The 25,451-nt window shown below is 51.8% G+C and carries 25 protein-coding genes; 10 read left to right on the forward strand and 15 right to left on the reverse strand.

All coding sequences use genetic code 11. The annotated features are described in order from the left end of the window. Position 1: 1 nt before the first annotated feature. The gene (locus SIB80_RS09445; protein WP_063419963.1) at positions 2 to 1,804 is read right to left on the reverse strand and encodes an ABC transporter ATP-binding protein; all 1,803 of its coding nucleotides are present in this window, start codon (positions 1,802 to 1,804) and stop codon (positions 2 to 4) included. A gap of 139 nt (positions 1,805 to 1,943) precedes the next feature. On the opposite strand from SIB80_RS09445, the gene SIB80_RS09450 reads away from it, so the two are divergent. After that, positions 1,944 to 2,144 (forward strand): hypothetical protein, encoded by a 201-nt coding sequence (locus SIB80_RS09450; RefSeq protein ID WP_063419962.1) that lies wholly within the window; start codon positions 1,944 to 1,946, stop codon positions 2,142 to 2,144. Between the two features lie 54 nt (positions 2,145 to 2,198). Here SIB80_RS09450 and SIB80_RS09455 read toward each other — a convergent pair whose 3' ends face one another. The 11 genes from SIB80_RS09455 to SIB80_RS09505 all read right to left on the reverse strand — a co-directional run bounded on the left by SIB80_RS09455 (position 2,199) and on the right by SIB80_RS09505 (position 17,824). Further along, positions 2,199 to 2,564, reverse strand: coding sequence for an RNA recognition motif domain-containing protein (locus SIB80_RS09455; protein ID WP_063420048.1), 366 nt, complete (start codon positions 2,562 to 2,564; stop codon positions 2,199 to 2,201). A 446-nt stretch (positions 2,565 to 3,010) separates the two neighbouring features. Then, positions 3,011 to 3,295 carry a hypothetical protein gene (locus SIB80_RS09460; protein ID WP_063419960.1) on the reverse strand — a complete coding sequence of 95 codons (285 nt, stop codon included), beginning with the start codon at positions 3,293 to 3,295 and terminating at the stop codon, positions 3,011 to 3,013. Positions 3,296 to 3,305: 10 nt separating this feature from the next. Next, a complete protein-coding gene (locus SIB80_RS09465) occupies positions 3,306 to 5,156 on the reverse strand; it encodes a DEAD/DEAH box helicase (RefSeq protein ID WP_063420046.1) in 1,851 nt (616 codons plus the stop codon). A 108-nt stretch (positions 5,157 to 5,264) separates the two neighbouring features. Then, positions 5,265 to 5,648: a phosphomannose isomerase type II C-terminal cupin domain gene (locus SIB80_RS09470; protein WP_063420044.1), complete on the reverse strand. Its 384-nt coding sequence runs from the start codon at positions 5,646 to 5,648 to the stop codon at positions 5,265 to 5,267. Positions 5,649 to 5,661: 13 nt separating this feature from the next. Next, positions 5,662 to 7,392: an ATP-dependent DNA helicase gene (locus SIB80_RS09475; RefSeq protein ID WP_063419958.1), complete on the reverse strand. Its 1,731-nt coding sequence runs from the start codon at positions 7,390 to 7,392 to the stop codon at positions 5,662 to 5,664. Further along, the gene (locus SIB80_RS09480; RefSeq protein ID WP_063419956.1) at positions 7,389 to 11,213 is read right to left on the reverse strand and encodes a UvrD-helicase domain-containing protein; all 3,825 of its coding nucleotides are present in this window, start codon (positions 11,211 to 11,213) and stop codon (positions 7,389 to 7,391) included. The genes SIB80_RS09475 and SIB80_RS09480 overlap by 4 nt, the downstream gene beginning before the upstream one ends. 429 nt (positions 11,214 to 11,642) lie before the next feature. Further along, the gene (locus SIB80_RS09485) at positions 11,643 to 11,888 is read right to left on the reverse strand and encodes a hypothetical protein (protein ID WP_236066059.1); all 246 of its coding nucleotides are present in this window, start codon (positions 11,886 to 11,888) and stop codon (positions 11,643 to 11,645) included. Between the two features lie 17 nt (positions 11,889 to 11,905). Beyond that, positions 11,906 to 12,820, reverse strand: coding sequence for a YbfB/YjiJ family MFS transporter (locus SIB80_RS09490; RefSeq protein WP_236066057.1), 915 nt, complete (start codon positions 12,818 to 12,820; stop codon positions 11,906 to 11,908). Between the two features lie 338 nt (positions 12,821 to 13,158). Beyond that, entirely contained in the window at positions 13,159 to 13,731 is a 573-nt protein-coding gene (locus tag SIB80_RS09495) for a methyltransferase family protein (RefSeq protein WP_063419954.1), read from the reverse strand. A gap of 86 nt (positions 13,732 to 13,817) precedes the next feature. Continuing rightward, entirely contained in the window at positions 13,818 to 17,129 is a 3,312-nt protein-coding gene (locus tag SIB80_RS09500; RefSeq protein WP_063419952.1) for an exodeoxyribonuclease V subunit gamma, read from the reverse strand. Beyond that, entirely contained in the window at positions 17,123 to 17,824 is a 702-nt protein-coding gene (locus SIB80_RS09505) for a metallophosphoesterase (protein WP_236066053.1), read from the reverse strand. The genes SIB80_RS09500 and SIB80_RS09505 overlap by 7 nt, the downstream gene beginning before the upstream one ends. Positions 17,825 to 17,870: 46 nt before the next feature. On the opposite strand from SIB80_RS09505, the gene SIB80_RS09510 reads away from it, so the two are divergent. Further along, positions 17,871 to 18,245, forward strand: coding sequence for a hypothetical protein (locus SIB80_RS09510; RefSeq protein WP_236066052.1), 375 nt, complete (start codon positions 17,871 to 17,873; stop codon positions 18,243 to 18,245). 176 nt (positions 18,246 to 18,421) lie between these two features. On the opposite strand, the gene SIB80_RS09515 is transcribed toward SIB80_RS09510, so the two are convergent. After that, on the reverse strand, positions 18,422 to 19,159 hold the full coding sequence (locus SIB80_RS09515) for a pyridoxine 5'-phosphate synthase (RefSeq protein WP_063419948.1): 738 nt from the start codon (positions 19,157 to 19,159) through the stop codon (positions 18,422 to 18,424). A 149-nt stretch (positions 19,160 to 19,308) separates the two neighbouring features. On the opposite strand from SIB80_RS09515, the gene SIB80_RS09520 reads away from it, so the two are divergent. The 5 genes from SIB80_RS09520 to SIB80_RS09540 are packed head-to-tail and all read left to right on the forward strand — an operon-like array spanning position 19,309 to position 21,416. Then, complete coding sequence (locus tag SIB80_RS09520) at positions 19,309 to 20,007, forward strand: lysophospholipid acyltransferase family protein (protein WP_063419946.1); 699 nt, start codon at positions 19,309 to 19,311, stop codon at positions 20,005 to 20,007. A gap of 26 nt (positions 20,008 to 20,033) precedes the next feature. Continuing rightward, entirely contained in the window at positions 20,034 to 20,570 is a 537-nt protein-coding gene (locus SIB80_RS09525) for a hypothetical protein (RefSeq protein ID WP_063419944.1), read from the forward strand. A gap of 56 nt (positions 20,571 to 20,626) precedes the next feature. Next, positions 20,627 to 20,860 (forward strand): BolA family protein, encoded by a 234-nt coding sequence (locus SIB80_RS09530; protein WP_011130466.1) that lies wholly within the window; start codon positions 20,627 to 20,629, stop codon positions 20,858 to 20,860. Positions 20,861 to 20,881: 21 nt separating this feature from the next. Then, positions 20,882 to 21,205, forward strand: coding sequence for a Grx4 family monothiol glutaredoxin (gene grxD, locus SIB80_RS09535; protein WP_011130467.1), 324 nt, complete (start codon positions 20,882 to 20,884; stop codon positions 21,203 to 21,205). Between the two features lie 37 nt (positions 21,206 to 21,242). After that, positions 21,243 to 21,416 carry a hypothetical protein gene (locus tag SIB80_RS09540; protein WP_011825608.1) on the forward strand — a complete coding sequence of 58 codons (174 nt, stop codon included), beginning with the start codon at positions 21,243 to 21,245 and terminating at the stop codon, positions 21,414 to 21,416. A 243-nt stretch (positions 21,417 to 21,659) separates the two neighbouring features. On the opposite strand, the gene SIB80_RS09545 is transcribed toward SIB80_RS09540, so the two are convergent. Further along, the gene (locus SIB80_RS09545; protein ID WP_011130468.1) at positions 21,660 to 21,932 is read right to left on the reverse strand and encodes a DUF6761 family protein; all 273 of its coding nucleotides are present in this window, start codon (positions 21,930 to 21,932) and stop codon (positions 21,660 to 21,662) included. A gap of 146 nt (positions 21,933 to 22,078) precedes the next feature. Between SIB80_RS09545 and SIB80_RS09550 the strand changes: the two genes are divergently transcribed. Continuing rightward, on the forward strand, positions 22,079 to 22,783 hold the full coding sequence (locus SIB80_RS09550) for a response regulator transcription factor (protein ID WP_413681541.1): 705 nt from the start codon (positions 22,079 to 22,081) through the stop codon (positions 22,781 to 22,783). A 588-nt stretch (positions 22,784 to 23,371) separates the two neighbouring features. Here the strand turns inward: SIB80_RS09550 and SIB80_RS09555 are convergent. Further along, on the reverse strand, positions 23,372 to 23,746 hold the full coding sequence (locus SIB80_RS09555; protein WP_370520971.1) for a cAMP phosphodiesterase: 375 nt from the start codon (positions 23,744 to 23,746) through the stop codon (positions 23,372 to 23,374). Positions 23,747 to 23,928: 182 nt separating this feature from the next. Here SIB80_RS09555 and SIB80_RS09560 point away from each other — a divergent pair, with 182 nt between their 5' ends. Both SIB80_RS09560 and SIB80_RS09565 read left to right on the forward strand, forming a co-directional pair. After that, positions 23,929 to 24,222: a hypothetical protein gene (locus SIB80_RS09560; protein ID WP_063419940.1), complete on the forward strand. Its 294-nt coding sequence runs from the start codon at positions 23,929 to 23,931 to the stop codon at positions 24,220 to 24,222. Positions 24,223 to 24,255: 33 nt separating this feature from the next. Next, positions 24,256 to 25,368 carry a histidine kinase gene (locus SIB80_RS09565; protein WP_063419938.1) on the forward strand — a complete coding sequence of 371 codons (1,113 nt, stop codon included), beginning with the start codon at positions 24,256 to 24,258 and terminating at the stop codon, positions 25,366 to 25,368. Positions 25,369 to 25,451 lie beyond the last annotated feature (83 nt).

Below are 25,451 nucleotides of genomic sequence, written 5' to 3' on the forward strand. Positions count from 1 at the left end.
TTCAGGTCAACAGCAATTCGTCAGCACGTAACCCAGCCTGAACTCGCCAGAGATCCCTATAGATACCTGATTGCTTCAAAAGTGAATCGTGAGTACCTTGCTCGACAATATTACCTTGATCCATAACAATAATCTGATCTGCATGCCTCACAGTACTAAGACGATGAGCAATCACAACAGTGGTTCGGTTTTTGGTGATATGCATCAATGAACGTTGAATCGCTGCTTCTGTCTCATTATCAACGGCAGCGGTGGCCTCATCCAAAATCAGAATCGGTGCCTGCTTGAGAATTGCCCTAGCCAGGGCAATTCGTTGACGCTGACCACCAGAAAGACGTTGCCCACGTTCACCCACCAACGTATTGAAACCATGCGGGAGGGCTTTAATAAACTCTGAGGCTTCAGCCAAATCTGCCGCATCATCAATTGTTTCCTGAGTTGTCTCGGGACTGCCATACGCAATGTTTTCAGAAACTGTTCCATGAAATAAATAAACTTCTTGACTGACCAGTGCGATTGAACGACGTAGATCCCTTAACTTGAGCATGTCAATCGGCTGTCCATCCAGAAGAATCCGTCCAGAGCTGAGTGGATAAAGCCTCAGCAAGAGTTTCACCAAGGTGCTTTTTCCTGACCCTGTAGCTCCCACAATTCCGATCGTGCAGCCAGCGGGAATATCAAGATTAAAGTGAGTTAGAAGAGGAGCACGGCCTTGGTAATGGAAGCCCACATCCTCAAAGCACAAAGCGCCCCGCACTCGTGCTGTTATCAACGGCTGTGATCCTTCAACGATGGTAATCGGAGTATCGATCAAATCCAGCACACGATTGGTAGAGGCCATTGAACGCTGATATTCATCAAGTGTGCGGCCAAGGGTTGTAAGAGGCCACAGCAAGCGTTGTGTAATAAAAACGAGCACGCTGTAAAGCCCAACAGCCATTTGCCCCTTCCATGCCTGAAGGCCTCCGATCACCAAGATGGCCAAAAAGGCAAACAAAATGGCAAAGCGAATCAGAGGGATGAAGGCTGCTGAAAGTTTGATTGCCTGCTTATTGCTGCCGCGATAGGCCTCACTGCGATAGCGAATTTGCTCTAGTTCCCAGACTTCTGTAGCGAAACTCTTGATTGTGAACATCCCACCGAGGTTGTTGCTGAGATGAGCAGCCAGCTCACCAGCTTTATCTCTGACCTCGCGGTAACGCGGAGCCAACCGCCGCTGAAATTGAATTGATCCCCATAAGATCACTGGGATAGGCAAAAAGGCGAACAAGGCAACGCCTGGAGCGACGAACACCATCGCCCCACCTACCAACAGCACAGTTGTAATCAACTGCAAGATCTGATTGGCCCCGTAGTCGAGAAATCGTTCTAATTGGTTGATGTCGTCATTAAGAACAGCCATCAGCCGCCCACTGCTATCTGCCTCGAAAAACGCCATCTCCAAATTCTGGAGGTGGTTATAGGCCTTCAGGCGAAGATTGTGTTGAGTTGTCTGGGCGAGATTGCGCCACAACACACCATAAAGATATTCAAAGAAGGATTCAGCACTCCAGATCAGAAAGGAGAGCAACGCAAGAAATCCCAATTGGCTAGGGACAGTGCTAAAGCCAAGATTCGCCAACCAGGAGGTCTGCTCGTGTACGACGACGTCAATGGCCAAACCGATGAGTACCGGCGGGGCGAGATCAAACAGTTTGTTGAGAATGGAGCAAGTGGTTGCCGCAAGAATCAGGCGCCGATGAGGCTTAAGGCTGCTGAGCAGCCTTCTCAGGGGACTTGCAGTGCGCCGAACGCGAGAATCCATAAACCTTGGGCACTGCCTTCATTCAAGCGCTACAAGGTTTCGGATCAAAGCATTGAGCTGAAACCTTGCTGAGCAATCACGTCTGAACTGTTCATTTGGCCTGAAAGGGGGTAGAACTCAAAGACTTGAAGGAGGTTCGATGACCCGTTCGAGAGCGTTCAATCGATTCCATCGCTTCACCGCAAAGAAACGCAGGCTCAGCCTTCGAGCAGCGGTTCCAAATCTGCAAGACGACATTCGTTCTGGCAATGAAGCGGTCAAACACCGCAAAGAGCCCCACCAACGGGCTTGGCAAAAGGATCTAATGCTCGAATTAATCGATCCAGAAGAAAGTTATTAACACGAATAAGGCCACCCACAGGGTGGCCTTATTGAAAGGGCTAAGGCTACTGATTTACCAGCGGTTGCCGCCACCGCCACCGCCACCGCCGTAGCCACCGCCACCGCCACCGCCGTAGCCACCGCCACCGCCACCGCCACCGCCGTAGCCACCACGGCCACCACCGCCACCTGTGCGTTCACGTGGTGTTGCCTTATTCACGCGAATCATTCGCCCCATCCATTCAACGTCCTGAAGATCGTCAATCGCTTTTTGTTCGTCGGCATCGTTTGTCATCTCAACGAAGGCAAAACCACGCTTGCGCCCCGTCTCTCGATCGAGAGGGAGGCTGCATGTCTTGACTTCGCCGTATTGGCTGAACAGGTCGAGCAAGTCCTCCTGTTCCGCCTGGAAAGAGAGGTTGCCTATGTAAATGGTCATTCCTAAAAGGACCGATGGGATTTGATCAGTGAAGCTTTGGTCCGAAAAGGAAAGTCCTTGAATGCTGGAGCTGGAAAGCCGAAGCCTAGGGAGCGAGCCGTTTGGGGCCGGTGAGCTGATGCTGATGCTCACCTAAGTTACAGGGGAGCGAGTCAGAAGCTCTCAAAAAGCCACAAGACATACAAACAAGCTGTTGTCTGGCGACAAAATCAGGCGATTATCAAGAGTGGCCAATCACGAGCTCTACAGGGAGTTGTCCTTCTTCTCAATCTTGGTTGCAGCTGCGATGGTGTGCTGAACCAAGGGAATCATCAGAATCGACCTAACATTCTTATGAGCACAACAGAACTATTGAGGAAGTAGCGTTCGAATTGATCAGAATGATTGAGAGTCTTGATCTAAATCGCTTTCAGGCCAATGTTCAGATCAATACATTAAAAGCAGGTTTAAATGTCGTAGTGGGCACCTGCCTTGGCTTGGCATTTGGACTGAGCTGAACTGATGAATTCCCCGGCATTCACCTGATCTAAGAAACATTGACAAGTGAACTGGTCCATCCCTGCAGGGGGCGTCTTACCTGCATTGGCCATAGCTGCTTTAAAGCCTAGCAAACACATTGTGGTAATAGCGTTCTCATCCTCGCTGCTTTGAGATAAACCATCAGCCGTAGACATAGCAAAAAGGACACTGCTCAGACTGATGGGTAGGCAGATTCGCTGCAAAAGAGCCATCGACGCTGAATTAAGAAGCACGCTGGATATGCAATTCTCGATTCATCACCTTGAGACGTTTTAGATCTTTAAAAACATCCTCAGGCATTCCTTTGGGAAGATCCACAAGACTATGCGACTCAAAAATCTGGATGCGACCAATCATCCGTCCTTCCAGCCCGGATTCATTGGCAATGGCACCAACCAGATTGCCAGGCTTGACACGATCGCGGCGACCAACTTCCACGCGAAAGCGCTCCATGTGATCTTCCGGCGCTCTCGATGAACGCTCAGGCCTTCGGCCAGAGCCTCCACGACTTTCGTGACGATCGTTGCGACGGCTTCGCTGAGTTGATTGCTGCAACCAGCCCTCATCAGCCTGCACCAAGATTGGGCCTGGGCCAACAGCAAGCTCTAATGCTGCCAGAGCCAATTGCTCTGGACTGAGACTGAGTTCCTCAACAACACGCTGGATTAGCTCCTGGAGAAGGGTTGTCTCCTCGGAGTTGTCTCTCTCCGTCTTAGCGGCAGTGGTGAGACGTTGACGAAGGCGATCAAGACGACTCTGGTTAATCGCTGCATTGTTAGGGATATCCATCGGTTCGATGGGTTGACCTACAGCACGTTCAAAGCCGCCCACAAAGCGACGCTCCCTAGGATTCACGAACAAAATGGCCTCTCCACTGCGGCCAGCCCGGCCGGTACGCCCGATGCGATGCACATAGGCTTCGCTATCAAAAGGGATGTCGTAGTTGATCACCAGGCTGATGCGATCGACATCTAGGCCTCGAGCGGCAACATCAGTCGCAACCAAGATATTCACGCTGCCTTTGCGCAAACGTTCAACCGTTCGTTCCCGTTGGTTTTGAGGGACATCCCCGTTCAGTACGGCAACATCGTGTCCAGCGGCTTCCAGTGCCTCAGCAACAGTGAGAGTGATCACCTTGGTGCGGGCAAAAATAATCACTCCCTCACCAGTGAAAGCCTCAAGAACCCTTTTAAGGGCTTCAAGTTTGTAGCTGTTCTGGAGAGTGATACATCGCTGACGGATGAGACGAGCCTCCTGATCACGGCTCTTGATCGTGATCTCTGCTGGTTCGTGTAGGTAACGCTTCGAAAGTCGACGAATCTCTGATGGCATCGTTGCCGAAAAAAGCACCATCTGGCGTTTCTCAGGTAGCTGCTCCAGGATCCATTCGACATCATCGATGAAACCCATACGCAGCATTTCATCGGCTTCGTCAAGCACCAAACACCTCAAACCAGAGGTGTCAAGAGTTCCCTGCCGCATGTGATCCATCAAGCGGCCCGGGGTGCCTACCACAACATCCACGCCACGCTTGAGCGAATTGATCTGAGAGCGGAAATCGGCTCCGCCATAAACCGCCAAAACTTTGAGATGCGGATGGCCAACGGCATAAGCACGGAACGAATCCGCGACCTGCATCGCCAACTCCCGGGTCGGGGCAAGCACCAACACTTGGGGACGACTGCCATGATCATGAAGCCGCTCGATCAGGGGCAACGCAAAAGCGGCTGTTTTGCCTGTTCCAGTCTGAGCCTGACCAACTAGATCACGACCCAGCATCAATTCTGGAATAGCAGCTTTCTGAATTGGGGAGGGTTGCTTATAACCCTTTTCTGCAAGGGTCTTGAGCAACGGCTCGCTAAAGCCAAAACAATCGAATTCGGAAACTAACTCTGTCGCTTCAGGATCTTCACAGGCCTCAGCGGCTACAGCGACCGAGCCATCGCCTGAATTGTTGTGATTGGTGGCCTCAGTCACAGTGGTTAAACCATCATCCGAGCTAGTTGAAGAGATCTCAGACGCACTCTTTTCAGGGGAACACGAGACATCCTCGTGCGCTTTTGTATGGGTCATCGAGAGAAGGCGTTGTCTGCCTGATTGATCCTTTAAATCAGGCAGACAACGCCCCATACGCGGATACCCGCGTTGTGCTGCCTCGCCTTTTCTTCAAAGGTTGATTGCCTAACTTATCACCCGTCCGTAGTCATCCTGGAGGCGTTCAATATCTGATTCCTGCAATAGCTGACCATGCTGAACCTCAATGACCACTAAATCGCTTTGGCCTCCACGAGCTCGGTGAAGCACTCCCAGAGGGATATACAAGGTGGTGCCAGCTTGAGCTTTGTGCCAAGTGTTTTTACAGAAAAGCTGCCCCTGGCCTGAGGCCACAGTCCAATTTTCACTGCGATGTTGATGGCGCTGAAGGCTGAGCTGTTGACCGGCAAAGACCAAAAAACGCTTGACCTTATAACCCTCTCCTTCGAGCAGATCTTCATACCAACCCCAAGGACGCTCAACTCTGTGGGGGGGCTTGCTCATGCCTCTGCTAGCAGTTGCGTTCAGCATGGCGGCGTCAGCCTCAGCCGTCACTACGAGCAGATGGCATTGCAGTAACGAGATCCACTCGCTGTCGCGCGCGTGTGATAGCAGTGTAGAGAAGTTTCCTCTCGAAGCTAGAAGGGCTCTCACAACCATCAGCGCTGGTAGCCGACACAGCTGTGATTTCCGGCCAGAGAAGAATGACATGATCAGCCTCACTCCCCTGAGACTTATGAACGGTAAGAGCCAAAGCTGGCTCCACCGTGCTCAATCGGGCCGGGTGGATGAAGCGTGTGGTCAGTCCTCCCTGCTCAGAGATCACGCGAAACAGGATGCGCAGATTGTCTCCTTGACCAACCACCAAGCCAACGTCACCGTTTGCTAGCCCCAGTTCCGCTTGGTTCTCGCAACACATCACCGGCGTTCCCAACGGCCAGCGCATCACTCCAGCCTCAAGGCTTTGACCCAACAATGCGCGATGCACATGATCGACTCCCCAAAAACCACGACGTTTCGGACAAAGCACCATCAACTGCTCGAGAGAATCCAGCAAAGACTCAGCTGCAACGGCAAGATTGGTGTTGATCATGGTTGAGGTATAAGCATCATCTGGCAGCTCGAGCATCAGTTCGGCAGTGAAGCGTTGCAGTGTTCTGCTGTGCTCCTGCAAGTGACGAACTAAAAACCTTGGCATGCTGCTGAGGTTGCATTGATGCTGCTCAACGTTCGCTGATTTCGGCAGAAGAGAAAGTTGTTGCCAAAAAGCAGACAGGCCCTGATCACACAGAACTCTGCTCAACGTCGCTAGTGAACCGCGGTTGCGATAGAGCTGATGCAGATGAATGGCACCATGATTGAAGTGTTGGCGGATATCCGCCTGTTGGAGTTGATGCCAAACCGCTCCACTACCAACTGGAGGCAACTGATCGGGATCACCAATCATCACAAGCTGACTATCAACAGGAAGAGCTTTTAATAACGCCTGCATCAGGGCAAGCTCCACCATTGACATCTCATCAATAACGAGGAGATCAAGCATTAGGGGGTGTTGTTGATGCCTACCAAACCCACCAGGCCTGGCCTGAAGCCAGCGGTGAAGGGTGCTACAAGGCAGGCTGGTCAATACCTGCCGCTGGGGGGAAGGGATTGTCTCCAGCCCCTTGCGAACAGCCTCCTCTAGGCGTCTTGCCGCTTTACCTGTGGGAGCAGCAAGACCAATCTTCAGGCCTGGTCTCAACGTGACTGCCCGCGCCAACATTTGCACGATGGTGCTGGTTTTGCCCGTACCCGGACCGCCACTCAACAACACCACGCCATGGTTATCGATGGCTTCTACGGCAGCCTGCTGTTCAGGGTTAAGCCCATCCAACAAAGCAGGATGATGGGATGGTGTGGTGCAGATTGAAGTCGGTTGAACAACATTTGACCTGTTGATCAACTCCTTGATCACAACGTCCATGTCACCATGCCAACGACGCCAACTCAATTGATTGCCGTTTAAAACCATCGGAGAAGCCGCGCCCTCCAGCCAGCCACTAGCCAGCAGGGCCTGACAATGAGCCTCAGGCCATCCCATCGCTTTGAGTTCTTTAGGGGGAGACATCGGAGTGAGATTCAGCTGCAGCGCACCGCGGGCTAATGCATCCATCAAGGCGTTGACCAAGTCCTCGAGATGAATTGATGAAGCCTTGGGCGGGAGACGCCTCAACAACGTTTGATGCAGTGCTCTGGGAAAACCTGATGGCCAAGTGGATGAATCGCTGCGAGTCATTGTCCTCCGTTCTTGAGCAAGCGATCCAAAAGCAAAACCCGCTCCAATGGTGCGGGCTCCACAATCAAGCCAGGCACTGGTTTAGTAAAGGAGTGACCGTTGATGGCCTTAGCGCCTGGTAGACCTCTAAGAAAAACGTAGACGTATCCGCCTAGATGGCGCTGTGGTTCGTAACTTGGCAACCTCCAACGCAGAAAACGATGGAGTGCGACCAAATAAAGATGGGCTTGAAGAGGGTAATGATGAAGGAGCATCTGCTGCTCCATTGCGGAATCGTCGTAATGGAGCGGACCACAAGCGACAGCCTGCCCCTCTGGATCACGCCGACCGATCCAGTTGCTTTTCCAATCAGCAACCCACCAACGAGCTTCTAAAGATTCTTCTGAATCGGTGAACACAAGATCAATCGAACCGGTAAGAAAACCACGACTGCAAACATTGAGACCTGTAATCATTTCGGCATAGGGCAAGCCAAAGCGAGCCAATGGATTCAGATGAAAAACACTGGCTAGATCAAACGAACGCAACACCTTGCCTTGATGAGCAATTGGCAAATCGAAGCTGAGTTCATGAATGCGACGTTGACCATGCAGTTGATTCAGTCGCAAGCCTCCAAGAGAACCACCAATTGGAGTACTCAACACCCTCTCAAGACCATCCTGAACTGAGGCGAGCAGAGTGCTGTCAAGGCCTGCGCGTCGTAGCTCTTCTTCAATCACGATGACGGCATTCGGATCTTGCAATGGCTTGCAAAAATCCAGTCGTTCAAGAATCCGGTGTAAGCAATCCCCTGCTGCAGCACCACGAGGGAATTGCCCCAGAGGGCTCTGGTCAGACCAGTTCAACGTTGGAGTTGAGCGAGAGGCATCAGCAATCGCACTCTGATCTTGAAGTTTGAGCATGGGTTCAAGCTTCTGCTGATCGCTATCTCGACCTTCTTCCAACTCCAAAGGATCAGCCGGAGCACTGCCGTCATAAGTGTGTGTAGCAGACACCCAAGCGGAATAACTACTGCGACCCCAAGACAGATCAAGGCGCCGTTGCGGTGTTGGGCCAAGAGTTAACTCACCATGAAGCGGCGGCGGTTGCCAGCGCTGTTGCATCGATTTCAGCTGAGCCGGAACAACAGTGATCGGCAACTGCTGGCGATCAAGCCAAGCACTCATTCGTTCTGGAGTGAGATCCTGCATCGCTGCATCGATGGCATCAACACCAAACAGCCAAGCGCTGAGGGGATTGCCTTCCTGTTTGGCGCCCCGAGCCCAAATCAACATCAACAGAGAGCAGGCTCTGGTGATCGCCACATAGGCAAGACGTTCGGCTTCCTGCAGAGATGCTTGATGAGCCTGCTGTGAAAGCTGCCATCCTTTCCCCCAGCGGGTGCTGAGTGCTACACACCAACGCGACTCTGAGCTGGATCTCCACAGGGGGCCGTGGGGGAGGGAAGGGGCTTGCCAGAGGTAGGGACAAATCACAACGGGATATTCCATCCCCTTGCTGCGATGCACTGTGACCACAGCAACCGCACTCTCGGCCACATCACTGTGAGGTTGTCGAACCTCTGGAACCGGATCAACAGGTTGTAGTCGTTGGCGACGCAACCAATCGGCTGCAGTAGACGCATCCAATCCTTGGCGATGAATCACCTCCTGTACAAGCTGCGCACATTGATATAAGTCGCCTAAAAGACGTCCGCGTTCTGAGAGATCAGCAATTGTGCGGCCTTCAAGTAACTCCGATAGGCAGCCCATAAGACCAAGGCGGGGAAGATTAATGGCCCAATCCCTGAAGCGAAGGGCTAATTGATCGAGCTCACCATTGCATTCAGCATGAGCGAGCTGCTCTGTCTTCCATTGCATCAGAGCTGAACAGGCCACAAGCTTCAAACTGCTGCTGTGGGAGGGTCTGGCCAAACAATCCAGAAAACGTTGTAAGACCTGGGCCGCTTCACTGGTGAGAACATCCCCCTGGCTAACAAGCCGGGTGGGCACTGCCGCGACAGCAAGGCCCTGGCGAATGCTGGCTGCCTGTCGATGACGACCAACAAGTATGCAGATATCAGAAGGGCTGAAGTTGTATGAATCACTCTGAAGCAGATCCAAAACAGCATGGGCAACAGCCGTTGGGATCTGTTCTTCCAGGTTGGTTTTAGAGGTCAGTGGAGCAGGTTGCGCGCCTGTTTGATGAGTAGCTTCATCAAGATTGAGCAGTTGAAGTGGGTTAACACCAAGGAGCAAAGGCCTTGGTGTTGCTTGACTACAAGCAGTCAAAGATGGAACATTTAGTTTTGAACGCCTCAAGCCTGGAGCCATCAAGTGGTTCAATCCATCAAGCAATGGAGTCGTTGTACGGAAGTTATCAAGTAAGGCGTCGATGCGATCAACCTTTGAACGTGCATGCATATAGGTGTTTAGATCACCACCACGAAATCGATAAATCGCCTGCTTAGGGTCACCCACCATCAACAGAAGATGGTCAGGGCTATGCGCAAAGGCCCCTTCAAGCAGACGCCATTGCACAGGATCCGTGTCTTGAAACTCATCAATCAACGCGACGCGATAACGCTGTCTTAACGCCTCAAGCCATGGTGCTTGTTGATCAGGATGGAGTTGAGCCATGGACTCGGGTTGAGGTTTGGGGTCCAGTGCAGAGAGAAGCTCTGCATAGCTCATCACACCACGCTGCCTGCGGCGCTCAGCTAACGCAGACAGCCCCCAATGCAAGGCATGATTCCACACCTGTTCAGCAGGGCCATCACAAAGATCAGCAATTGATCTCTGCAATGTAGGGATCAGAGGATTGGGGTTTTCTTCGCCGCAACGCCGAGCAACAGTGCAAACAACAGCTGGATGAAAGTAATCCGTGAGTAAGGGTTGATCACGGATCGCTGCGTAGCCAGGAGTAAAAGGCTGATCAGAATGTTGTGGTGATTGGGAGAAAGCTTCAAGCCAGTGATTGAGGATGGCGAAACGATCTTTTTTGGGTTTAGGGCTAAAGGGTTTTGTATCTTTAGCGCCCAGAGATCGCCAATCAGCAGCGCGACTCGATAATGCGATATCCAATTCAGAGCCGTGTCGTTGCCAGTGATCAACAAACTGTTGCCAGCACTGCTTAAGGTAAGCATCGAACTGGCTTGATAGCGGTTGTGAAGACTGCAGATTGCTGGGGTGAGTTTCGAGAGGCAAGCTGGGATCGCTATCGAGTTTGAGCAAAGCCTTTGCCAAGTTCTCAACGCTCAAGCCAGCATGGAGAAGACCGCGTAGATGCTGGGCATCGAGAGCTAAGACCTGTTGCTGCCAATAATCATGAACAACTTCTTGAACAAGTTGTTGTCCTGAGTCATCCAGGCGTGGGTCCATGACAGCACCACTCTCAAGAGCCTGACGCCGCAAGGTACGCCTGCAGAAGCCATGGATGGTGGTGATATCAGCCAGATCAAGGCTCTCAAGTGCTATCAAGAGGGAGGAGATCCATTGATGCCTTTGAGAGCCATCGTGGCCTTTGCGCTGAAGCCATTGCTCGAGAACAAGATCAGGCGACTTATGAGTGGCGCCCTGATCGAGGGCTTCAAGACCTTCAAGAGCATCCTCAAAGCGTTGGCCAATGCGAGAGCGCAGCTCTGCTGCTGCAGCTTCAGTGAAAGTCACCACCAATAGTTCACTAATTTGGTGGCCGCCTTCAGTGAGCAGTCGTAAAACCAGATGAGCAAGAGCAAAAGTCTTGCCTGTTCCTGCACTGGCTTCTAGTAAGCGCAAGCCAGGTCCGAGGGGGTAATCATTGGACTGGAAACAATATTCAGGTTCACGGCTGACATTAGCCATTGCAGTGCAGCAGAGCTAATTGGTAAATCTCACCGATCATTCTCTGCCTTTGACATCGTATTTACCAAAAGCGCCTAAAGGCGTTGAAAAACTCAATTTACCAAACACCTTAAAACAATTGTTGACTAGTAGCTTCAAATATAATTATTGTTCATTACCTAGTCTAATCTGCCAAAGATCGCTCCATCCCAAACAAGCTCAGGCAGTCACAGGTCACCTAATCGATTGCTGAAGGATATTAATCATCAATCTTGCTATCTACTGATTATGCACTGGGCTTATATAAAAACGATAACATATATAACACACCTCAATGATTCTCTTGTTCCACTGTCTAAGCATTCCAATGCAGCATTAATAGAATTGATCTCTCCACTTGCATCTCAGGCATATAATCTCATCAAACTTAGCTAAGCCGTAACAGAACCATCAATAACCAGGAGCTTTTGAAGAACCTAATATTTGCAAGAGTTCCATGCTTAACTGAACTACCAGAACTCCAATTCCTATTAAAAGAACTAAATTAAGATTGGCACTTGCAAGATGAGCGAATGAGAAAGAAAAGCATGCATAACCGAAACCTACCAAAGAAACCATAACGGCCCAAACGCGTCGACGAGCCTCAGCAGATGGCAAAAACTCTCCAAGCCTGTCATAACTAAGAGTGGCCGTCATCCACATCCATAAACCAATCAAAAACGTTGCCAAAGGATGATTGAAACTTCATCGCTAAAGAAAAACAACACGCTGGCGAGAAGTCCAATACAAGACAACAATGGGAGCATCAAGGATGTCGGCCATCGGCGCGGTAAAAAGGCTGCAGTGAGTGCCCCAACCGTAGATCCCAATCCAAGTACAGCTAAAGAGTCGCTGCTCAAAGAAGAGGCTCCAGCAAATTTCTGAGCAACAACGATCGGTGCATAAAGTGAAATCGGCACTTGCCCCGCTCCTATTAACAGCCCTCCACCTACTAACAGAACCACAACTCGCCAACGATTACCTGGTTTTATTGCACTTAAGTCAGTTGAGCTCTCAGCAGATTGAGATTGTTCAGGAGCAGATTGAGACTGTATTGACTTGCTAAGCAACCAAAGCACAGGCAATGCCAATGCCATCGACAACAAGGCCAAAATGACCCAGGCGATCATCGCCGAATGATGGGCAAAGAGGCCAATTGCAGAGGCCCCAAGCAATGCTCCAATCCCTCCTCCAGCCAGAACCAAACCTGAACCTCGGCGTCGATGACGCGAATGCAAACCAGCAAGAGCCATAGCTGGAATTCCACTAATCAAATGGCCGGCTGCAAAGCCTGCACAAATTCGAGCAACTGGTTGCCACAAAAAACTCGATTCAAATGCCTCCAGCCAGAAAGACAGCGGCAGCAGCAATAATGCAAGTATCATCATACGCAGAACAACTTTTCGATTGCGTATCTGCGAATGGTGCAAAGAGCCCAATAAATAAGCACCAAGATTTAAGCCTGCAAGATCTCCCATTCCTGTGGTACTGATCCAAGCGTCATCGATCATGAAGCGTCCAACTGCCCCAAAATCAAAGCGGCCTATGCCAAGCCCGATTGCAGTAGCACAGCTACCTGCAACGACCATAAGGTTGAAGGGGCTATGATTATTTTCAGTTTTTTTGTATCAAAATAACTCCGTAAAAGTTGGCGAGAATCTCGTGAGCATCGCCCACTCCCCATTCAAGTTACTTTTGCGGCCAAGAACACCAAGGGCCAAAAAGCTTAACAATAATGGGCAGGATAGATTTTGGTGTAACTTCTCAAGTCATCATTGCTGATCTCACTTTTAAGAAGCTGGTGTGTCTTAAAATCTCAGGCCTTAAGTACCATACAGAATGCAGCTGGTTTTTTAAACAACTCAGCCCCAATTATGCACCTCTATCCAATACACATCCAACCCAAAAAAGTAACTTTTAATCCCAATCAGCTTCTCCAGTCCAGCAGAGGAAACCCTGGAATAATCGCTGCAGTACTAGCGCGATAGGCACTGTATTCAGGATGCAAGATCATTAACTTTCGCTCCTCCCGCCGAGCCTTACCCCTCAGCAAAAGGCACAGCGCAAGGAACAACGCCACATGCAACAGGCTGCCAAGGGCAATGGCAACTCCAGCGGAACACAGCAACAGCGCTTGATAAAGCGGATGGCGGCAGCGTCGATAGGCACCCATCGTTACCAGGGCAGCAGCGGGCTTTGGATCAGGCAGTGGTGAAAGGCTTGCGCCAAGACGCCAAAACGCTTGAACCGCTAACAACACCCCCACACCAAATAGGCAGGCGCCAAAAATGGTAATTGGCAATGGCCAGCGATATCCCCAACGCTCTAAAGCAGGCCAAGGGGGCAAGAGATGGGCAGCAATCAGGATGATCTGTGCCAACAGCCACCACTCACCCTGGCGATTATCCAGCCAGCCTCCCCAACTCAGGCCCCAACCAGAAAAAGCCATACCCAGAGACTCTGCTGGGCTTTGCTTTGAAGCATTTGACATCTGAGCCATCCCTTGATCTGTTCACACAAGTCTGCGCAGACTGAATAGCAAAAAGCTTGCATGAACTTCAAATCAATGATCAGCCGCAATGACTTCTAGATCACCAATGCCTCAACCAAAGGGCCATAGAGGCTTGTGTATGCATGCTCAAAACCAGGGGTGTTGAGAAGCTCTGAAGCTTCGCAGTTCAGACCAAAACAGAGCTGCATCTCAGCCCGTTCACGCTCACCCTGAACATTAAATCCGCCACTCCAAGACTGACGGAAGGCTTGTTCACCCCTACCAGCCGATTTGTTGTTGGCGTTGGCGTAGGCCCAACCACTCATCGGTGGCACCGGCCAACACTGACTCAAACCCTGACAGGCTAAAGCCTGCAAAGCAATGAGTTGTTCTCTTGCTTGCTCGGCCGAAAGTGGCTGCCAACGCAGAGCTATCTCAAATTGATCCTTCTTGGCTGCTGATCCACAACGGGCTACGACGACAGTTGCCGAGGTAAGCGTGTGATTTGCGCAGACCTGCAAATGGCTTAGCCATCCCTCCATCACCCCCCTTGACTTCAACTGACCTGGTTGCACCACCACGACCGTGTCCCCAGCCCAAAGCATTTGCCTGGAGCCATCCGCCAATTCAAGACGTCGTGTCGAGCATGGTCCCATGCTCAGTAGCGTTGCCTGTAAATGTTGCCAACGCATCTCGAGTCGTTCGCACTCCAACGTCGCAGCTGCTCCTGGTGGAAGGGTGCCTTGGCCGGCATAGCGATGCTTCCAATCACCTGCTTCTGATTCCTGCAGCAATGCCTTCTCATCCGTAGGGAGATGGCCAAGCAGCTCTGACAAGCGTTGCCTGAGCAAACCATGCCGATGCCATTCATCTAGATCGAGGGCCTCAAAGTCTTCAACAGGATCAAACCATTCACGTGGTGTTACCTGAAATTGCTCCAGCCAAATCAGCTGGGGAGCGATTAACCAGCGCAACAACAATTCAGATGAGATAACCGCAGAAGCCTCCAATGACACCGAACTCCAATGCAAAGGCAGCGCAAGGGCAAGGGGTGGTGGCGCTAGAGTTTTATCCAACCAGCGGCGCGCCTCGAAATGGCGACGGTCACAGCTAGGAGGTAGTTGGCTCCCCTGAGATAGAAAATTACTGCGCTCAAGGGGATTGGCGGCTGGTTCTCGACATAGGCCCTCAAATGTCTCATCGCTGAGCTCATGCTGCAGCCGTCCAAGCCATTGCTGCACAGGGCTAGCAGCTGGGCGACATTCGCCCGTGTGCTCATCGCGGCTGTTCCATGTGATCAGCAGATGCTGTCGGGTCGACATCAATGCTTCCAAAAGCACATAACGATCTTGATCACTACTACGTGGATCACCTAGCTGACGCTGCTGCTCCAATAGATGAAAGCCAGCTCGCTCGCGATGGCGAGGGAAAACATCGGCGTCCAATCCCATCAGCACGATCACACGATGAGGGATGGCACGCATCGGCTCCAGAGCACTCACTGTGAGGGCACCAGTGCGATGTCCAAACCGCCCGCTATCTGCAGAGAGAGCTTCATTCAACACATCTGCTACAACAGCCGCTTCCAGCAACAACGTGCAGTCAGCACCAATCTGACGCCAATCCTCCAAAGCAATCAGCAGGCACTGCCGCTCCCAGGCCCAAGAGCCACCATCACCAAACAACTCCTCGACAAAACCCTGTAGAAGCTCTACCCAAGCTCCACAAGTTCGAGCACGACGAAACTCTTTCAGCTGCCGGCAGAACTGAGCCAAAAGCTGCCACCACTTCGCAAGCTGTGCTGGTTCCAGCCCCTCTGCGAAGGGTGCTGCTCCTCCAGGGGCCAGACCTGGTGTGCTGGGCAACACCAAGCCAAGCAGCCAGCGATCCAAGCACCAGCTGAGGCTATGGGTCTCATCACCACCACGCTCCTCGGCATCTAGTCCCCAGCGAAATCCTGTGCGCTGCAAACAGCGACTAAGGCTACTGGCATCGTCCTGGCTGAAACCTTGCTGCTGCTGTATTGCCGGATTAGCGAGCAAGCCTTCAAGGGCGGTGGCAGTCAATCGCTCACCTGCGATCTGAAGCAGTTGCAACATCCCCTGCGTCAGCCCAGGGCTGTCCTGCTGGCTGCGATCTGTGAGCCGCCAAGGAAGCTCCACGCCAGTGGCGGCAGCATCGTTGAACACCGAGGCGAGCAGAGGAGCAAAACGATTGACCTGTGGGGTCATCACCAACACATCACGGGGTTCGAGGCTGGGGTCGGCAGCAAACCATTGCAAGATCTGATCGCGGACCAACTGCACCTGGCGCCATTGCCCAGGGCAAGCCAAAAACTGCAAAGAACTGTCCTCTTGCCTGCGCCGCAGAGGTTGATGATCCTCCGGCGAGACAAGCTGCTGCTGAAGCTGCTCAAGCAACGTAGGTTCTTGCCCGGATTCACAAGCCATGGTGGCCGGCGCGGCGAATAGATCACCCTCCTGCCACTGGCCAAGCTGACTTTCACCGCCACCTTCCAGCAACTGCTGAAATTCCGCGCCCATGCGTCCAAGGATGGCTTCTAAGCGCGGCGCTTCGAGCATCCACAAACCATCAGCCGGCTCGGTCCACTGATTCCCCAACGTCTCCCTTCTGCTACGACATCGCTGCCAAAGATCCGGGCAGGGGGTCAGCAGAAACATCTGTACGTCCACAAAACCCGAGAGGGCCTGAATCAACTCCACTTGCACCGGAGCAAGACTGCTCAGACCAAAAAGCCGCAGTTGACTTGGCAATGCCATGGCGGGGTTGTCTCCGCTGCGCAGCTTTGAAACAGCCCTATGCACCTGAATCCCGAACGGTTCAACCTGCAAACGTTCAGCCAATAAACGCAGCAACTGGGGTTGCCAGCGCAGGGTTAAAGGCATCTCCTGCGATGAGTTCAAAAGCCGATCACTGCCCTCAAGCCATTGATGGATCAACTTGGGGCGGTAAAGCGCATAGTCGTCAAAGGCATCGGCAATGCTTCTGGCTAACTGCCATTGCACTCGGTTGAGGTGGCCTGGCCGAGATGGCTGCCGATTGACCCATTCTCTCAATGGCGCAGCTTCTTCAGTCTCCAAAAGCTGTGGCAACAAATCAAGCAGAGGCCAAACGAGTCGACTAGCCCGCCAGGGATCTTCAGCATCACTATCGATCCCCAATATCATCCGAACCAATTGCCTTAAACGTGATCCTGGGAAAGGGAATCGCACCAAAGCACTGATGCCATTCACGCTTGCCAACTGTTCCCCCAGCCAGCGGCTTGTGGGCCAGGTGTTCACCACGACATCCACTGAGTCAAATAGACCTGGTGGTGCCAGACGCAGCTGCTCCGCCAACACTCGAGCTAACCACTCCGCTCTGTTGCTGCGGTAGATCGTCAGCAAGGCTTAGTAGAAACCAGGGATGATGATGTAGTCATCTCTCGAGTGAACGCCTCTTTGAGCTTGTAGACATCGCATGCAAGATGCTGATTCAACTTGCGTTCACCGCAGACCTGAACAACAGCATCGCGTTCTGGGCAATAGGCGCTCAGCAAGCCCCCGTAGCAAGCTCCCGTATCAATCATCACAAGATGGCGATGGCGCTCCACCTGCGGACGAGGGGTATGAGCCACGATCACGCGTCCATAGCGACCGTCGTAATCCTCCCAGAATCGCTGACGAATGCTCAAATCAGGATTACCATCGAGGTCAAAGCCAGCGTGAGTCGCAATCCATCCCTTGGCTTTGTAAACAAGAGGAAGCCCTTTCAAGCGGCTTAACCACTCTCGAGCCTGGCGATCACCCAATTGCCGGTACGTGTCAATCGCCAGCAAAGCAGCCTGGCCATCTTGAGGGTCGACCTCCAGACAATCGATCAGGTGTTGTTCATGGTTTCCACGCAACCAATGAGCACGACCGCCACAGACCATTTCCCAGGCAAGCAACATGGTGGCCTCAATGGCCGACCCTCGATTGATCACATCTCCACAAAACACGAGCTGGTCTGAGCTGGGGAGCAAGGCGATGAGCTCTACCAAGGATTGATAACAGCCATGGACATCCCCAATCACCCAGTGAAATTCGCGGGGTGACTTCACAATCGCAGCAGCATTCTCTTCAAGATTCTGACTTGGCAGTAGCCATATGTCAGCGCTACTGCGTACGGTGAACAGTCTTGAAGTGGTTGATTTGGATCCACGCACGTTGCCGGTCATCAAACGAGTCGACTTACTCGTCAAATCCCTCAATGGTGCTGAGCGCACCAATGAAGCTTTGGCACGTTGCGAGGATGCAGACTCCATGATTGACGTCCTTCTAGGTGCGGCAGCCCAGCTTGAGCTTGGTCTCACCCGGGAAGATTTGATGACCACACCACCAATCCGTGACTGGATCTGGTGGAAGGAGAAAGAGGCACTGATTACCATCGGTGAAACCAAGCCCCGTTACAAACAAGACGATCGAGCCTCCGCAGAGAATTCGACTGGACGTCGCACCTTCCTAGGGTTGTTCAGATTCTGATTGTTCAATGTTGGAGGGCCTGTTTTAGGCTTCAGCAGAAGGATCAGTAACGATCGAGACCACCGTCACTGCAGGCAGATTCACCTTTTTTACTCAGTCAACATGTCCGGCATCAAATATTTACTGAGTAAGCATTGATTTGCAGCGATTAAATAATGCCTACTCATCCTTGCTGACTACACGAATAGAGGCTCTCGTCGGGGATTCTGGACAAGACGCTTCATCTCTCTTACAGCTTCTTGAAGGCCTACAGCGATCGAGCGGGCCACAATCGTATGACCAATATTCAATTCTTCAATCCCTTCAATCGCAGCCACGGCTTCTACATTCTGATACGTGAGGCCATGCCCAGCATTCACCCGTAAGCCAAGGCTGCGCGCTCTTGCTGTTGCTTCAGTCAAGCGTGCAAGTTCAAAGGATTGATCAGCCCAACAGGCTTCGGCGTAAGCGCCAGTGTGCAGCTCCACCCAACGAGCACCACTCTTACAAGCTGCCTCCAGTTGTTGAGAAACAGGATCTACAAACAAGCTGACGGGAATCCCTGCAACCTGCAGCTGATCAACCATGCCTTTCAAGGATCCCTGCTGGGCAGCAACATCCAAACCTCCTTCTGTGGTCACCTCCTGCCGGCGCTCTGGTACGAGTGTCACCATGTCAGGTTGAATTTTTAAAGCAATCCCCACCATTTCAGCAGTGGCTGCCATCTCCAAATTGAGACGACTGCGCACTGTGGCCCGAAGCAGGTCCAGGTCTCGATCCTGAATATGACGGCGATCTTCTCTTAAGTGAACTGTGATGCCATCGGCTCCACCAAGTTCCGCCAATAGAGCCATCGGCACTGGATCGGGTTCCACGGTTTGGCGAGCCTGGCGCACATTGGCAATGTGGTCGATGTTGACCCCGAGGCTGGCCATGAAGAAAGGGAAACAGGCCTGATCCTATTGGGGATAATTGACCGCCTTCTATTCTCTAAGGGATTTGACCGCCGGTTCAACTGCCCAATCAACATTGGGTTCAGAGGTTCTTGGCCTTTAACTTCGGATGTTTGAACTAGCCAGAGACGGTGTCCTCGGCCCTAGCGACTCGTGAAAATTCCCTGGGTCTAGCAATAGACCCTTTTTTGGCCCCCGTTGCCATGGTGACGACGCAAGATATCGTCCTGCGTCAATACTTTCGAGAGCGCATCGTTCTGGGTCAAGAGAATCTGCCCATGCAAGGGCCAGTGTTGCTGGCTCCCACCCATCGTTCACGCTGGGATGCATTGATGTTGCCTATGGCCGCTGGCCGTCGGGTTACGGGTCGTGATTGTCGATTTATGGTCACTGTTGATGAAATGAAGGGCCTACAGGGATGGTTTCTCCATCGCTTGGGATGTTTCCCGGTGAATCAGAGCAAACCTTCGCTCACCAGCCTGCGCTATGCGATTGATCTGATGGCCGATGGTCAACAGGTCGTGGTTTTTCCAGAAGGAACAATCAATCGCACAGAAAAACCCATCAAGCTCTATCAAGGTTTGGCACGTCTGGCTCAACTTGCAAAAAGCCAGAATATAGATGTCCAAGTCGTACCAGTTGGTCTTGGCTATAGCGAAGCCATTCCCAAAGCCTGCGGACGGGCATCAATTTGCTTCGCAGAACCGATGAAGGTCTTGGAAACTGGTCGTGAGGCGGTGAAAAGCTTCAATGCAGAGTTGTCAGAAAAGATGCATGCAGCTGAACAAGCTGCCCTCCATGCAGTAGGCCGTCTCAAGAAAGCACCTTAAAGTTTCGCCCATCTGTTCTTCAGTTCATGCGTTGTCGCCTTCCGCTGACGGCCCTTGCTCTTTCTGCTGGCCTACTTCTCTCACCTGGTTCAGCACTAGCTCAAACAGCAGCTTCATCCAATGACAAGGTGCTGGCCCAGGCGGGCGGTGGATTCAATGTGGCAGCAGTTCAAGCCCTCCTGAATCAAGGAGATGCTGCTGTATCCGCTGGAAATCTCACTGAAGCCCGAAATGACTACGACAACGCTCGCGATGCTGCAAAGCAGCTGCTTTCCTTTTATCGGGACCTCAGTGGAGCCTTCCGCGGACTGGATGCTCGTATCCCTCGCGAAATGGATGCCAAAGGGCGTAAAGCCATGGGGCTCCTTGCCCAGGCCAACCTTCGCCTTGCAGCACTTTTCCGCCAACAAAACCAACCTGAGGTCGCTGTACCGGTGTTGGTAGAAGTGGTGAGAGTGATGTCGCCCTCCCGCCCCGAAGGCCAAAAGGCCTATCAGAGCCTTCTGGAGCTGGGCTTCGTAGAAACCCCCTATGCCGGCGCCAAGCTGACAGCTCCCAACTGAGTCAACTTTCGACTTGGATCTGCCAGCATCAAGCTTTGAAATCAACATTGGTCTCCATGGTTCAATCCGACGAGGTGGGTGCAGCGATCCGGCTAGCCCTACCTGATGCCCAAGTCACCGTTGAAGACCTCACTGGTGGCGGCGACCATCTACAGGTGAGCGTCATCTCAAACGCCTTCGCTGGCCTTTCCAGAATCCGTCAGCATCAGTTGGTCTATGGGGCCCTCAAAGATCAGCTCGCCAGTGAAGTTATCCATGCCCTGGCCTTAAGCACCTCTACTCCCAACTAAACCCTCTCCCCCTCGTTTTCGATGGATCCCACTACCAAAACACGTATTGAAGCCCTGATCCAATCAAGCCCGATCATGGTGTTCATGAAAGGCACAAAACTGATGCCTCAGTGCGGCTTCTCCAACAATTGCGTGCAGATCCTCAACTCCCTCGGCATGAGCTTCGAAACCTTTGATGTGCTCTCCGACATGGAAATTCGCCAAGGGATCAAGGACTACTCCAATTGGCCGACAATTCCCCAGGTTTATGTAAAAGGAGAATTCATCGGCGGATCAGACATCTTGATTGAGATGTACAACGCGGGAGAATTGGCCGAGAAGCTTGAAATCGCTCTTAATAGCTAAGATCTCAAGCTTTAATTCGTTAAGTCTTAGCAATTAAATGCCGTTACTACTCGCCACAACCTTGCAAGCAAATCTCCTCTATGGAGTGGCTGTGATCGGATTTTTTGCTGGTTCCTGGTTTTTGGGTCGAGCGATCACAGTGATCACCAAAGGCAATAACCCGCTGGTTTGGCGAGGCTGGAAGAAATTGTTTGGCCTTAAAAAGGACTGAACTACTCAGCAGCATTGCCCCCCTAGGGCATCCCCATAAGCCCTAGAGAGGCTTGGGGTGATGGGCTTAAACGAGATACCTCTCCAAAACTTAGGGAACCAGGCCCATGTTGGTCGCCACCGAGCCAATCATGGCCAACACAGCTAGCGAAAACAAAAGACAGCTACCCAATCCCTGGGATGTAAACAGGGAGCTTGCCCTGGTCAACTGGTCTGCAAAGGCTGCTGGAATTCCAAAAAGGAATTACCAACCCGCTTCTTTTTTGCGATAAAGAGTTCCCATATCGCCATCTGGGCCAATAAAGCTGGAGGGATCCAAAATCCAACGATCGACAAGATCTTCAAACCTGGCCTGATCCCTTATCTCCAGTTGTCCACTACGCCTTAGGGCATGAATGTAGCCGTCTGCATAGAGCCGCAGCTCAGACTGACTGTGGTAACGACTGGTCAGTTCCTGACAGGCATCACAAAGCGACTGGAAGTGTCTAATCGCCTCAGGGTGATCAAGAGATGTCATGGTCGGAGATCACGGCAGCCTCTTTTGGCAGCTTGCCATTGGATTGGGTTTAGCGTAAGCGCGATCTGTGATCACATGTGACCTCCATTCCCCGCAATCTTCATTCCAATGAGGACACCCAAGTGTCTTCATCGGGGTCTTTGCAGATGCAGACCACGCCAAAGCAGCCCTCAAGGGTCCTTGTGGTGGAACCTCACCAAACTCTTCGCACGGTTCTGGTCCATCGCCTCCGTCAGGACGGCCATCTCACCGCTGCAGTGGCATCTGCCGTGGAAGCCCTTGACGTCTGCCGAGATCAATCACCGGATCTTCTCGTTAGTGCTGAGTTACTTGAGAGGAGTTCTGCAATGCGACTCTCTCATCAGCTCCGTTGCCCTGTGATCGTGTTAACAGCTCGAACAGGCACAGAGCCCATGGTGGGCCTCCTGAATGAAGGCGCCGACGATGTGTTGCGCAAACCATTTGGACTTGAAGAACTCGCCGCACGCTGTCGCACCTTGCTGAAACGGGGACATAGCGGTTTACAGGAGCGCGTCACAGTGGGCCCCCTTGAAGTCCACTTATTGCTCAGACAAGTTACTCTGCGCGATAAACCTGTGGAATTAAGCCCCAGAGAATTTGCACTTCTCTGTGCACTTTTAATGCCTCCAGGTATCGTACGAAGCCGCCAGGAATTATTGCGAATGGCTTGGCCTCCCTTCAGCGGCGGGCCTCGTTCTGTAGACACACAGATCCTTGCCTTGCGACGCAAACTTGAGCAAGCTGGGCTTGGCGAAGGAGGTGGCATCACCACCATGCGCCAGCAGGGCTATCGATTCAGCCTGAATACTCTTCCTGATTCTGAATCATAAATATTGAACCTCAAAACTATCGATTAGCCAATGATTAAAGTCCCTGGTTGAAGTGACCGAAACAGATTCTAGGCATTACTACAAGTTCATGGTTTATAATTTAATCAAAAGATGAGCGCAATAGGTTAATACTCAGACAACTAGGGCAAGCGATCAATCCTTGAGGAAGTCTGTTATCAAAATAAACCCTAAAAGGCTTACAAGCCTGGATGAGCAGCAATTGCCCAGATCAGCGGAGCGGTACCAATAGCGGTTGCAGTCAGCAGTTGAGCACCGACAACAGCGAAGTGTTTTGCAGTCATGATCTAGGACTGATGGCTTCACACACCATCCATCAGATCAACCACTTCTGTTCTAATCTTGCTCAAATACTGCAGTGAGATTGATCACAGTGATGGATGCTGCATCGAACATCATCAGCATTTATTAGTCAACAAGTTGACAGCGGCTTAATCAGCCAGCAAGAAGAAGTTGATGCTCTCAAGCATGAGCTACTCATCAAAGATGCTTTCTCCAGCTTTAAGCGCAATTTGCATGCAAAGCTGCATTTAGATGCAGCTTTAAACAGCACCTGAAACCTTACCTCGTCTACTTGCTGTCCTGTTGTTTCTTGACAGCCTCCTCAACCTTGGCCTTCACATCTGCTGGCACCTCCTTAGGGCAGTACTGAATAGCCCCAGTGATGATCTGAAACTCAGCACCAGCGAAAAGCTGTTTGGTGGTGAGTTTGCTAGTTCCTGCCGAAGCCACTAATCCACCATGGCGGCCCGTAAGGATCTGCGCGTACGTAGCGGCAGCGATACCAACGGCCTTGGGAAATTCCACGCCAGCGGAACGTGCATTACAAACGTACGAAGAGCCAATGCCTCGATAGAGAAAGATCTCTTCGTTGCTAGCCGGTGTTGCTTTGGACCCACCAGCTTGCTGAGCAAACGCAGCAGGACTAATCAAACTGAGGGGCATCAACAACGAAACCGCCAAAACTGGACGAAGACGACTGAAAAGGGTTTGCAATGGATCTGGTCTTCAAGACTTCGCCATGGTGCCCTATCCGACAAGGGTTTAGCCACCCCAACCGAGTCAGTCATGACATATCAACGCTTTAGAGAGTCGAATCAACGCCTATCCCTTCTGAATCGAGGCTGATGCCCTCTCAAGCAAATTCTGATGGTGGACAAACCCTCCTCTTCAATCAGCCCGTCCCACTCCCCGCCAGTTTTCTTCGTAAAGGAGTCGCACTGCTTGTATGGCCAAAAGCTACAGCGATAACGGCTATCCCCCTCTTTGGCTTATGCAACAACCTCCACGCCGATCAACTGATCCACATGTGGGAGCAACCAATTCTTGCAATAGGAAGAGAGCTATCAGCAACGCCCACTGAGCAACAGACTGTTCATCAAGGTCTTAGCGGCTCTACCAATTCAAGTAAAAACCCATAATGTGAACCTCAACCTTGCCAGGCACCCGCCACAGTGGATGGGGTCAAAGCCAATCAGCGACAACAGCTTCAGCTCCTGCTTGTAGCAGCTCGCCATCAGCTCTCCAGAAGCGATCTGCGATCAATGATCCAGTTTCTGGAGAATGAAGACTGCGGCTTCAATGTCACGCTGCAGATGGCTGATCCAAGTGAACAGCCGGAGTTGCTTGAACTGCATCGACTAGTGGCAACCCCTGCACTGATCAAGCTATCGCCAACGCCAAAGCAAGTGTTCGCAGGCAGCAGTATTTTCCAGCAACTACAAAACTGGATCACTCGCTGGCAGCAAGATATCGTCGTCACTGGCCTGGGCCTGAGTTTGAGGCCAACAGAACTAGATGGCAGCCGCACTCAAAGGGAATTGCAACTGGAAGATCAGCTGCTGGTATTGCGCCAGGAGAACGAAACCCTGATCGACCGCCTCAATGCACAGGAAAGAACACTGAGAATGGTGGCTCATGAGTTAAGAACTCCTCTAACCGCAGCAGTCCTAGCGTTGCAGAGTCAACAGCTGGGACAAATCAATATTGAACACTTTCAGGATGTCGTCAAACGGCGTCTTGATGAAATCGAATTGCTATCAAAAGACCTGCTGGAAGTAAAAAGCACGAAATGGGAAGACCTTTTCAATCCACAAAATCTTGATCTAGGAAATATCGCCGCTGAAGCGATCCTAGAGCTCGAAAAGCTATGGCTTGATCGAAACATCGAGATCCGTACAGACATTCCCTCCGACCTACCCAAGGTCTTTGCTGATCAGAGACGCATGCGACAGGTGCTGCTCAACCTGCTGGAAAATGCCCTGAAGTTCACTGAGGATGGAGGAGAAGTTTCACTGACCATGCTGCACCGCACAAGTCAATGGGTGCAGGTCAGCATCTGTGACAACGGGCCAGGGATTCCAGAAGATGAGCAAGAGCGGATTTTTCTTGACCGAGTGCGCTTGCCACAAACTTCAGTTTCAACATCTGGATTCGGAGTCGGCCTATCGGTATGCCGCCGAATCGTGGAGGTCCATGGGGGCAAAATCTGGGTTGTCTCAGAACCCGACAATGGCGCATGCTTTTACTTAACAGTTCCAGTCTGGCAACGAAATGGACAAGATTGAACTCCGCTTGCCTTGACGGAGGGTCAGGCTTAAACGTAGTTTTCCCGAGTGATCACAAGCACAGACAGCTTTGATTACGGCCT

It is taken from the genome of Prochlorococcus sp. MIT 1327, from assembly GCF_047304785.1.
GTDB lineage: Bacteria > Cyanobacteriota > Cyanobacteriia > PCC-6307 > Cyanobiaceae > Prochlorococcus > Prochlorococcus marinus_D.

Bases quoted from the DNA above. Each gene is read 5' to 3' on its own strand.
- SIB80_RS09445 (WP_063419963.1), bottom strand. From the start codon at position 1,804: ATGGATTCTCGCGTTCGGCGCACTGCAAGTCCCCTGAGAAGGCTGCTC.
- SIB80_RS09450 (WP_063419962.1), top strand. From the start codon at position 1,944: ATGACCCGTTCGAGAGCGTTCAATCGATTCCATCGCTTCACCGCAAAG.
- SIB80_RS09455 (WP_063420048.1), bottom strand. From the start codon at position 2,564: ATGACCATTTACATAGGCAACCTCTCTTTCCAGGCGGAACAGGAGGAC.
- SIB80_RS09460 (WP_063419960.1), bottom strand. From the start codon at position 3,295: ATGGCTCTTTTGCAGCGAATCTGCCTACCCATCAGTCTGAGCAGTGTC.
- SIB80_RS09465 (WP_063420046.1), bottom strand. From the start codon at position 5,156: ATGACCCATACAAAAGCGCACGAGGATGTCTCGTGTTCCCCTGAAAAG.
- SIB80_RS09470 (WP_063420044.1), bottom strand. From the start codon at position 5,648: ATGCTGAACGCAACTGCTAGCAGAGGCATGAGCAAGCCCCCCCACAGA.
- SIB80_RS09475 (WP_063419958.1), bottom strand. From the start codon at position 7,392: ATGACTCGCAGCGATTCATCCACTTGGCCATCAGGTTTTCCCAGAGCA.
- SIB80_RS09480 (WP_063419956.1), bottom strand. From the start codon at position 11,213: ATGGCTAATGTCAGCCGTGAACCTGAATATTGTTTCCAGTCCAATGAT.
- SIB80_RS09485 (WP_236066059.1), bottom strand. From the start codon at position 11,888: ATGACGGCCACTCTTAGTTATGACAGGCTTGGAGAGTTTTTGCCATCT.
- SIB80_RS09490 (WP_236066057.1), bottom strand. From the start codon at position 12,820: ATGGTCGTTGCAGGTAGCTGTGCTACTGCAATCGGGCTTGGCATAGGC.
- SIB80_RS09495 (WP_063419954.1), bottom strand. From the start codon at position 13,731: ATGGCTCAGATGTCAAATGCTTCAAAGCAAAGCCCAGCAGAGTCTCTG.
- SIB80_RS09510 (WP_236066052.1), top strand. From the start codon at position 17,871: ATGTCAGCGCTACTGCGTACGGTGAACAGTCTTGAAGTGGTTGATTTG.
- SIB80_RS09515 (WP_063419948.1), bottom strand. From the start codon at position 19,159: ATGGCCAGCCTCGGGGTCAACATCGACCACATTGCCAATGTGCGCCAG.
- SIB80_RS09525 (WP_063419944.1), top strand. From the start codon at position 20,034: ATGCGTTGTCGCCTTCCGCTGACGGCCCTTGCTCTTTCTGCTGGCCTA.
- SIB80_RS09530 (WP_011130466.1), top strand. From the start codon at position 20,627: ATGGTTCAATCCGACGAGGTGGGTGCAGCGATCCGGCTAGCCCTACCT.
- grxD (WP_011130467.1), top strand. From the start codon at position 20,882: ATGGATCCCACTACCAAAACACGTATTGAAGCCCTGATCCAATCAAGC.
- SIB80_RS09540 (WP_011825608.1), top strand. From the start codon at position 21,243: ATGCCGTTACTACTCGCCACAACCTTGCAAGCAAATCTCCTCTATGGA.
- SIB80_RS09545 (WP_011130468.1), bottom strand. From the start codon at position 21,932: ATGACATCTCTTGATCACCCTGAGGCGATTAGACACTTCCAGTCGCTT.
- SIB80_RS09550 (WP_413681541.1), top strand. From the start codon at position 22,079: ATGCAGACCACGCCAAAGCAGCCCTCAAGGGTCCTTGTGGTGGAACCT.
- SIB80_RS09555 (WP_370520971.1), bottom strand. From the start codon at position 23,746: ATGCCCCTCAGTTTGATTAGTCCTGCTGCGTTTGCTCAGCAAGCTGGT.
- SIB80_RS09560 (WP_063419940.1), top strand. From the start codon at position 23,929: ATGCCCTCTCAAGCAAATTCTGATGGTGGACAAACCCTCCTCTTCAAT.